Origin of the sequence: Streptococcus mitis, from assembly GCF_047464035.1 — a bacterium.
GTDB classification, from domain to species: domain Bacteria; phylum Bacillota; class Bacilli; order Lactobacillales; family Streptococcaceae; genus Streptococcus; species Streptococcus mitis_DX.
On sequence record NZ_JASHCQ010000040.1, the window covers coordinates 1 to 8,536 of the forward strand.

Genomic DNA, 8,536 nt, shown 5'->3' on the forward strand with positions numbered 1-8,536 from the left:
ATATGAATCTTTCTAATGAGTTGTTTGGTCACTTTTCATTATAGATCTTATGGGACTTTTTTTCTACACAAAAATAGGCTCCATAAGATTCATAGGGGATTTACCCACTACAAATATTATAGAGCCTGAAAACAACTTACCCAGTCAGCAAAATCGGCCGTTACAGTTTTTTGTTACCTTTGTTATAAAAATAGGTTGACAATAATATTAAATTAAGTATAATAGTTTCTATACATAAGAAAAGAGGTTAACTATTTTGAAAAAAGCTCACGTTTATGCTATCCCTGCTATTGGGGCTGCTCTCATTGCTGTTTTGGCACAAATCAGTCTTCCAATTGGACCTGTTCCCTTCACTCTGCAGAACTTTGCAATCGGCTTGATTGCTACTGTCTTTAGACCGAGAGAGGCTGTACTTTCTGTTGGACTCTATCTTCTTCTAGGAGCTATCGGTCTTCCTGTCTTTGCAGGAGGGGGAGCTGGATTGCAGGCGTTGGTTGGTCCTACTGCAGGTTATCTTTGGTTTTATCTTGTCTACTCTGGACTTACCTCTTCTCTAACTAACAGCAAGAGTGGAGTTGTCAAGATTTTTCTTGCAAACCTCTTGGGTGATGCCCTTGTCTTTGTCGGCGGGATTCTTAGCTTGCATTTCCTAGCTGGAATGCCATTTGAAAAAGCTCTTGCTGTGGGGGTATTTCCCTTTATCATCCCAGATCTTGGTAAAATTATTGCTATTAGTTTTATTAGCCGTCCATTACTTCAACGCCTTAAAAATCAGGCTTACTTTGCTAACTAAAAAAGGATATCGAGTTGTCATAACTCAGTATCCTTTTCTTTCATTTTGAAAACTTATACTCTTCGAAAATCAAATTCAAACCACGTCAGCTTCGCCTTGCCGTATGTGTAGGATACTGACTACGTCAGTTCCATCTACAACCTCAAAACAGTGTTTTGAGCAACCTGCGGCTAGCTTCCTAGTTTGCTCTTTGATTTTCATTGAGTATTAGTTGCCTTTAAAGGCATCCACCATGGTTTGGAATTCTTCATTGGAGAGGGTAATTCCCTTGCCCATTTTAGTATGGTCTGGACTCCAAGCACGAATATCAAACTTTGCAGGAGCACCATTAAAGCTCACACGATTGATTTCCTTGGTCCAACCTTTTTCGTTTTTAGAAAGAGTCAACAAGTGCTCTTCGATTTCAAATGTAAATTCTGCCATTTTCTTCTCCTTTTTTAGCTTTCATTTGATTATTCGTAAAATCTTGTAGATTTTAGGAAAATTTTATATAATATTGATATAAAAGAAGGGAGGCCAATATGAGACATAAATTCCAGCAAGTTCTAGATAAAATACATGACTTTTTAAATGGACATGACCAACCTGACCAGACTGAAAGTAACTCCCTTACAGCCACTATTGAAGAGGCTATCCAGAAACAAAGCGCTGTTCACCTTATCTTGTCTGAGACAAGTTTTACAGGTGACATCATCAAATACGATCAGCAACGCCAGCAAATTATCGTGAAAAATTTTGCCAAAAATATGAGCCGTATTATCCGCATAAGCGATATTCAACGCCTACGATTTGTCCCTTCCACCGTCCAAACAGCCCAAAAAAATAGATTTAAGAAAGAGTGAGATGTAGTTGCTTCATCCCACTCTTTTTTCTTAGCGAATTTGTTCAAAATGTAAATGAACTGCGATATGATCTCCATAACCACTTCTTTCCAAGTCACGTTGTAGACGATAGGAAATGTAGTGTTCTGCAATGGTAATGTAACCTGCACCCAGTAAACGATGTTCAACCATAGACTGAATCATGCTGATGGTAGCACGTTCCACCTTGGCTTCTTCCAAATCCAAAACCACTTTCTTAGTGACTTGTGCAAGGTTTTGACGCAAATCATCTGTCAATACATAGACAGTCTGGGCTGCTTTTAAGATAGCTTGGTAAATCTTGTCTGGATTAAATTCAGCAATTTCTCCATCACGTTTGATTACTTGCATAGGTTTCTCCTTTATTCTTTGTTTTCTTTAATTTCTGCCAGCATTTTTTCTTCTTCTGCTGTCAGTTGATAATGTTCAAGCAAATCCGGTCTGCGTTCATAGGTTTTCTTCAAACTCTCATACAATCGCCACTGACGAATCTTTTCATGGTGCCCGCTCATCAGAACATCTGGGACAACCATGCCTCGATAATCATAGGGACGTGTGTACTGAGGATATTCAAGAAGGCCTGAAGAAAAACTATCATCTTGGTGGCTAGACTCCTTGCCAATCACTTCTGGAATCAGGCGTACCGTAGCATCAATCATAGTCATAGCCGCCAACTCTCCTCCAGTCAGGACATAGTCGCCCAAGGAGATCTCATCTGTCACCAAGGTCTTAATACGCTCGTCATAGCCCTCATAGTGACCGCAGATAAATATCAGTTCCGCTTCTTTGGCCAAATCCTCAGCATAAGCTTGATCGAACTGCTTGCCAGCTGGGTCTAGGAGAATGACGCGCGGATTTTTCTTTTCAATAGCATCAAAGGCATCGAAAATGGGTTGGGCTCGAAGTAACATCCCCTGACCGCCTCCGTAGGGCTCATCGTCGACATGGCGGGCCTTTTCAGCATTTTCTCGAAAATTATGATACTGGATATCCAAGAGCCCCTTTTCTCGAGCCTTTCCAACGATTGAGTGCTCTAGCGGAGAAAACATCTCTGGAAAAAGGGTTAAAATATCAATCTTCATCGTCTAACCCTTCTAAGATTTCCACATCGACGCGGTTATTTGGAATATCAACATTGAGAACCACTGGTGGGATATAAGGCAATAATAAATCACGCTTGCCTTTCCGCTTGACCACCCAGACATCGTTGGCACCTGGTTGCAGGATTTCCTTGATGGTTCCAATCAGGTTCTCTCCCTCATAGACTTCCAAACCGATAATCTGGTGATAATAAAATTCACCATCGTCTAGGTCATTTAAATCTTCCTCAGCAACCTTGAGACTGTATCCCTTATACTTTTCGATAGCGTTGATATGGTACATATCTTTGAATTTAATAATGTCAAAGTTCTTCTGTTTACGGTGGCTAGCGATGGTCACTGTTTGAACAAACTGATCTTTTTCATCAAACAAAGCCAGCTCAGCCCCTTTTTTAAACCGTTCTTCTGCAAAATCCGTCACAGACAAGACTCGCATCTCACCCTGCAATCCCTGCGTATTGACGATTTTCCCAACATTAAAGTAGTTCATCTTGTCTCCTGTACTCTCCTTCTTTCCATCTTATTCTGACAATTCTCGAATAATAGTCGCAATTTTTTCTGATTCTGACCATTGTAAATAATGGTGATTCCCTCCTAAAATGAGTTTAGTATTGGAAGTCCAATATTCTGATTCTCTGTACTCTTTTTCTCTATAAGCCTGACAAAAAATAAACTCAGGGATATGAGCTTCTACAAATACATTCTCAAAATCTTCCTCAGTAATCTCTCCAGATATCTGAAATCCTTGATCTTGATTTTCCAACTCTGAACCTTTTTCTTGCATTATTTCCCAGATTTCTTTATTAATTTCAGGGCTAAATGTGGCTTGAGTTAAGTTCTTAAAATAAAGTTCAGGACCACACTCCTCAATCAGCCTCATCTGCTCTTCCATTTCTGGATAAGGATCTTCTGAAAAATCAGCAAACATGACTTTTTTAGTTGTCGGTTCAAGCGCTACTAATGCCTGACACTTAATTGGTTTGTTGAGCAATTCACAAGCTAAAATTCCACTCAAACTATGTACACAAAGTATATATTCAGAAATCCCTAATTCTTCAAGTACTTCATAAACCGCATCTGCAAGATTATCTAGATTTTTTCCAGTTTGGTCATGAATCGGACTCCTACCTGTATTCGGAAAATCAATTGTCAAATAACCAATTGTAGGAGGAAGTTTTTCAAGTATAAGTGAAAAATTTTCATAACTTGGTAGCAAACCTGCGCCACTTAAACAAACTAGCATTTTCTTTTGTTTTTGATAAGTAACAGAGAGACTACCAATTTCTGTAGATACTTCAAACCTCTTCATAAAGAAATCCACTCATTCTATATAATGAATTATTAAAAATCCTTATCCTTTATTTTATCACGTTCCAAAGATTTTCTCAAGTTAGAGGAAAATACATAGGGGGCCCGCTATAGTCCAAAAAGTGCTAATATTTTCCTCTTTAATGTTAATTTATATTTGAAAGATGAGATATTTACATTCCCGTTATACATATTGCTATAAAATGTATATTCCCCAATTTCACCCTGACTTGTTTTCCATTTCATTCTTAAACTAGGCATATTCTCTGGTAAATTAGTATGAATCAATAAGCATGTATAATTCTTTAAATTTTTAACTGTATGCAGTTTATTATTAACAATCAAACAATTGCTTCTTGAATCATAGTTTAAAGAATAAAATTCTACTATTTCAATATCAACTTCTTTGGGATAAAAAATCAAATGATTAAAAGGTTTGCTACTTATATTATGCGTAAATTCATGAATATAGTGAAAATTTGTATGTAAAGATTCAAACTCGAATGGTTTAATTTCCTTGATTTCAATATTATTGATATAAACCTTATTTTGGAACGTTATCTTTATAATCACAGCAATAAATGTCGCAATTTGTAAAATTCGTAATAGCCAATCAATATACATTGACCAATCTATGTTAAAAACACAATCAATATTCATTCTTTTTTCAGTTTTCTTTTAAAAAGCCTTCCAAATCTCGTTCATGCTGATATTTGATAGCCGCCTTTTTGTCTTTTTCAAAAATGGTCTTGGTTAGATCTATGTCGTTGATGGCCGCAATTGCGACAGTGTAGTGAATGATATCAGCCAATTCTTTTGCTAGTTCCTCGTTCGAATCTTGAACTCCTTCTTTTCGACCAGAACGACCATTCAAAATCTCAGCTACTTCTCCGACTTCCTCCACTAACTTCATAAAGAGAGCTTCTTCAGTCCGAGACTGCTTGTAATGTTCCAGTAAGTAGTCTTGTAATTGTCTAAACGTTAAATCCTTCATATCCTGCTCCTTGCAAAAAAAAGCGAGACATTTGTCCCGCCCTTCTTATTTTTCGTCAATAACGATTCTTACTTTTTTGTCTTCAGTTGGGACAGAGTAGACAATCGTTCTTATCGCAGAAATAGTGCGACCCTTACGACCGATTACACGACCCACATCGCTTTGATCAAGATCCAAATGATATTCCAAAAACTCTGGTGTATCTTCAATCTTGATAGTTAAGGCATCTGGTTGTGAAATCAAGGGTTTCACAATCGCAATAATGAGATTTTCAATCGTATCCATCTGTCAACCTACTTTAAACTTATTTTGAGAATTTAGAATCGTGGAATTTTTTCAATACACCTTCTTTTGAAAGGATGTTGCGAACTGTATCTGAAGGTTGAGCTCCATCAGCCAACCATGCAAGAACGCGGTCTTCTTTCAAAGTTACTTGGTTTTCAGCAACAAGTGGGTTGTAAGTTCCAACTGTTTCGATGAAACGTCCGTCACGTGGTGAACGTGAATCTGCTACGTTGATACGGTAGAAAGGTTTTTTCTTAGAACCCATACGAGTCAAACGGATTTTAACTGCCATTTTTAAATTCTCTTTTCTTATTTTTTATTTGAGTGAAATAGCTAAGCTATTTAGCACATGTTCTATTATAGCAGATTTCTGGCAGGTGTCAAGAAAAAAACTTGACAGACTATAAAATTCTTAAACCATTTATAAATTTGTTAGAAGTAGGAAATAAATGTTTGAAAGAAGCTAGCCGTGAATACTATTTTATACTCAATGAAAATCAAAGAGCAAACTAGGAAGCTAGCCGCAGGCTGTACTGGAGTACGGCAAGGCAAAGCTGACGTAGTTTGAATTTGATTTTCGAAGAGTATTAGAAACATTTTATAAAGACCATCAACTCAAACCCTTCATATCGCCTGAACGAGATTTGGATACTTGGCTCCTAAATCCTAAGCCCGTTCCCAAACGAAATATCAAGGATTTTAAGAACGATATCTACTAATTAATTTATAAAATATGAATTAATAGATTCTAAATAGAGGAATAATTTAGTTCTGTAAAAATTAACTTCTACACCTACAAAGCTTATTCTGACAGAGTTTATAACAGTCTAAGAAAAAAGTAGAGATTCATACAGTATCTAGATTTTCCAAAAATTTTTTATCATCAGATATTATTAACGAAACTATCCAAACCAAATCCGATGCATTGCTTCAAAGAATTCTTTAGTTGTTTGACTATCGAGGGCTTTTATTAAAAAAATTTTTCAAATAATTGCCACCTTGGCACATAAATTCTTGCTTTCTAAATTTAAATGTGATATATTTGTAACATAAAATTTAAGTGTTATATATTTATAACACAAAAAAGGAGTCTATCATGAAAAAAAGTCAAAAAATGCGTGGCCTCATTGCAATGATTGCCGTAGCTCTCTTTATTGATTTTATTGTTTTATTTGGTTCTAATCTTAGTTGGGGACCCAAGTTAGTTATTGCTGGTATTTCAGTGTTAGGTCAGATTGTAGCTATTTGGGGCTGGCTACATATGAAACAATGGCCTCATAAGAGTCAGAAAAGTAAGGGAAAGATTATTTTCGACTTGTCTGCTAAGCTTTACACGATACTTGTGTTTGCAGCAAGCATTTTTTATACAGTAGGAATTTGGATTGCGAACCCAAGCGAAAGTTCTGGTATTAAAGAATGGATTTTAGGAATTGGCCTCGTTATTGAAGTGATTGTATTTGTTTTTTTCTCCTTGAAAAATGTCAAGGAAACTCCGGACGAACGCTTTTATGCTAATTTAGCCAAGGCAGCTAGCTTGATGTTTGTTTTTATACTAGGCGCACTGATGATACTAGCAGTTATCATTGGGTATATGGGGTCTCTCACTCTTTACATGGGACAGATATTTATTAGCATAGCTGCCTTGATTTTCATCTTTGCGGTTGTCTATTTTATCTTGGAACGTAGAGGATAAGCATGGCCAAAGAAAGCAAGATTATTACTAATCTCAAATCTGTTCGTGAGTCCACAGGCATGACCCAGCAGGAGTTAGCCGACCTCATCGGCATGCGACGCGAGACAATTCTGCACTTGGAAAATAACCGTTACAATCCTTCGCTGGAAATGGCTCTTAAAATTGCTCAAGTTTTTAATCTGAAAGTAGAAGACCTCTTTGAACTCAGACAGAAAGAGGAAGCATAATTCTTTTCGAGACCTAGTATTAAGTTCATTGATTAATTAGGAATTGAAGGCAAAAGAAAAAATCCTTTGAAAATGTGCTCTTTTAAAATATAGTAATTCTTTCGAATTAACCTTTACTAATTGTGATGCTTTACGAGCTTTCTTAAGATCTAGTTTCCAAAATACTTTGAGTATACTTATGGTATTGATGCCCCTAAGCAAGAGACTTTATGGTTGGCTTTCTCTTAAACTACCTTGTCACTAACATTTGAAATCCACTTCCTTTTAGGGTACAATGGTAGAAATAGATTTTTGAGAGGAACAGAATGAAAAAACTAGCAACCCTTCTTTTACTATCCACTGTAGCTCTAGCTGGATGTAGCAACATCCAACGTAGTTTGCGTGGTGATGACTATGTAGATTCTAGCTTGGCTGCTGAGGAAAGCTCCAAAGCAGCAGCCCAATCTGCCAAGGAGCTAAACGATGCTTTAACAAACGAAAACGCCAATTTCCCACAACTATCTAAAGAAGTTGCTGAAGACGAGGCTGAAGTGATTCTCCACACAAGTCAAGGAGATATCCGTATCAAACTCTTCCCTAAACTGGCTCCTCTAGCGGTTGAAAACTTCCTCACTCATGCCAAAGAAGGCTACTATAACGGCATTACCTTCCACCGTGTCATCGATGGTTTTATGGTCCAAACTGGAGATCCAAAAGGAGACGGTACAGGTGGTCAGTCCATCTGGCATGACAAGGATAAGACTAAAGACAAGGGAACTGGTTTCAAAAACGAGATTACTCCTTATCTCTATAACATCCGTGGCGCTCTTTCTATGGCTAATACTGGTCAACCAAACACCAACGGCAGCCAGTTCTTTATCAACCAAAACTCCACAGATACCTCTGCTAAACTCCCTACAAGCAAGTATCCAAAGAAAATCATCGAAGCCTATAAAGAAGGGGGAAACCCTAGTCTAGATGGCAAACACCCAGTCTTTGGTCAAGTAATTGACGGTATGGATGTAGTAGATAAGATTGCTAAAGCCGAAAAAGATGAGAAAGACAAACCAACAACTGCTATTACTATCGATAGCATCGAGGTGGTTAAAGACTACGATTTTAAATCTTAAAAACCAAAAAATACAGTATCCACATTCGATACTGTATTTCTTTTGGCTCTATAATATTTGTAGTGGGTAACCCCCTATAGATATTATAGAGCCGATTTTTGTGTAGAAAAAAAGTCCCATAAGATCTATAATGAAAAGCGATCAAACAACTCATTAGAAAGATTCAT

At 37.2% G+C, this 8,536-nt stretch carries 14 protein-coding genes; 5 read left to right on the forward strand and 9 right to left on the reverse strand.

Annotated features, from left to right (window positions below; all coding sequences use genetic code 11):
• The first annotated feature begins 256 nt into the window (after positions 1-256).
• The gene (locus tag QM818_RS08780) at positions 257-793 is read left to right on the forward strand and encodes a biotin transporter BioY (RefSeq protein WP_261081235.1); all 537 of its coding nucleotides are present in this window, start codon (positions 257-259) and stop codon (positions 791-793) included.
• 207 nt (positions 794-1,000) lie between these two features.
• On the opposite strand, the gene QM818_RS08785 is transcribed toward QM818_RS08780, so the two are convergent.
• On the reverse strand, positions 1,001-1,216 hold the full coding sequence (locus QM818_RS08785; RefSeq protein ID WP_261081234.1) for a YdbC family protein: 216 nt from the start codon (positions 1,214-1,216) through the stop codon (positions 1,001-1,003).
• A 98-nt stretch (positions 1,217-1,314) separates the two neighbouring features.
• Here QM818_RS08785 and QM818_RS08790 point away from each other — a divergent pair, with 98 nt between their 5' ends.
• Positions 1,315-1,635 carry a hypothetical protein gene (locus QM818_RS08790; protein ID WP_261081233.1) on the forward strand — a complete coding sequence of 107 codons (321 nt, stop codon included), beginning with the start codon at positions 1,315-1,317 and terminating at the stop codon, positions 1,633-1,635.
• Between the two features lie 30 nt (positions 1,636-1,665).
• On the opposite strand, the gene QM818_RS08795 is transcribed toward QM818_RS08790, so the two are convergent.
• The 8 genes from QM818_RS08795 to rpsP all read right to left on the reverse strand — a co-directional run bounded on the left by QM818_RS08795 (position 1,666) and on the right by rpsP (position 5,632).
• The gene (locus QM818_RS08795) at positions 1,666-2,004 is read right to left on the reverse strand and encodes an ATP cone domain-containing protein (RefSeq protein WP_001196040.1); all 339 of its coding nucleotides are present in this window, start codon (positions 2,002-2,004) and stop codon (positions 1,666-1,668) included.
• An 11-nt stretch (positions 2,005-2,015) separates the two neighbouring features.
• Entirely contained in the window at positions 2,016-2,735 is a 720-nt protein-coding gene (gene trmD, locus QM818_RS08800; protein WP_414300175.1) for a tRNA (guanosine(37)-N1)-methyltransferase TrmD, read from the reverse strand.
• A complete protein-coding gene (gene rimM / locus QM818_RS08805; RefSeq protein ID WP_173251645.1) occupies positions 2,725-3,243 on the reverse strand; it encodes a ribosome maturation factor RimM in 519 nt (172 codons plus the stop codon). The genes trmD and rimM overlap by 11 nt, the downstream gene beginning before the upstream one ends.
• Before the next feature lie 30 nt (positions 3,244-3,273).
• Positions 3,274-4,062, reverse strand: coding sequence for an alpha/beta fold hydrolase (locus tag QM818_RS08810; RefSeq protein WP_261081232.1), 789 nt, complete (start codon positions 4,060-4,062; stop codon positions 3,274-3,276).
• Between the two features lie 107 nt (positions 4,063-4,169).
• Positions 4,170-4,685 carry a hypothetical protein gene (locus tag QM818_RS08815; RefSeq protein ID WP_261081231.1) on the reverse strand — a complete coding sequence of 172 codons (516 nt, stop codon included), beginning with the start codon at positions 4,683-4,685 and terminating at the stop codon, positions 4,170-4,172.
• A gap of 43 nt (positions 4,686-4,728) precedes the next feature.
• Positions 4,729-5,055: a MazG nucleotide pyrophosphohydrolase domain-containing protein gene (locus tag QM818_RS08820; protein ID WP_261081230.1), complete on the reverse strand. Its 327-nt coding sequence runs from the start codon at positions 5,053-5,055 to the stop codon at positions 4,729-4,731.
• 45 nt (positions 5,056-5,100) lie between these two features.
• Complete coding sequence (gene kphA / locus QM818_RS08825; protein WP_000379617.1) at positions 5,101-5,340, reverse strand: RNA-binding protein KphA; 240 nt, start codon at positions 5,338-5,340, stop codon at positions 5,101-5,103.
• A 19-nt stretch (positions 5,341-5,359) separates the two neighbouring features.
• On the reverse strand, positions 5,360-5,632 hold the full coding sequence (gene rpsP, locus QM818_RS08830; protein ID WP_000268760.1) for a 30S ribosomal protein S16: 273 nt from the start codon (positions 5,630-5,632) through the stop codon (positions 5,360-5,362).
• Between the two features lie 804 nt (positions 5,633-6,436).
• On the opposite strand from rpsP, the gene QM818_RS08835 reads away from it, so the two are divergent.
• From QM818_RS08835 to QM818_RS08845, 3 genes are all read left to right on the forward strand, one after another.
• A complete protein-coding gene (locus QM818_RS08835) occupies positions 6,437-7,033 on the forward strand; it encodes a hypothetical protein (RefSeq protein ID WP_261081229.1) in 597 nt (198 codons plus the stop codon).
• 2 nt (positions 7,034-7,035) lie between these two features.
• Entirely contained in the window at positions 7,036-7,260 is a 225-nt protein-coding gene (locus QM818_RS08840; RefSeq protein WP_001041097.1) for a helix-turn-helix transcriptional regulator, read from the forward strand.
• Between the two features lie 305 nt (positions 7,261-7,565).
• Entirely contained in the window at positions 7,566-8,369 is an 804-nt protein-coding gene (locus tag QM818_RS08845; RefSeq protein ID WP_084947549.1) for a peptidylprolyl isomerase, read from the forward strand.
• Positions 8,370-8,536 lie beyond the last annotated feature (167 nt).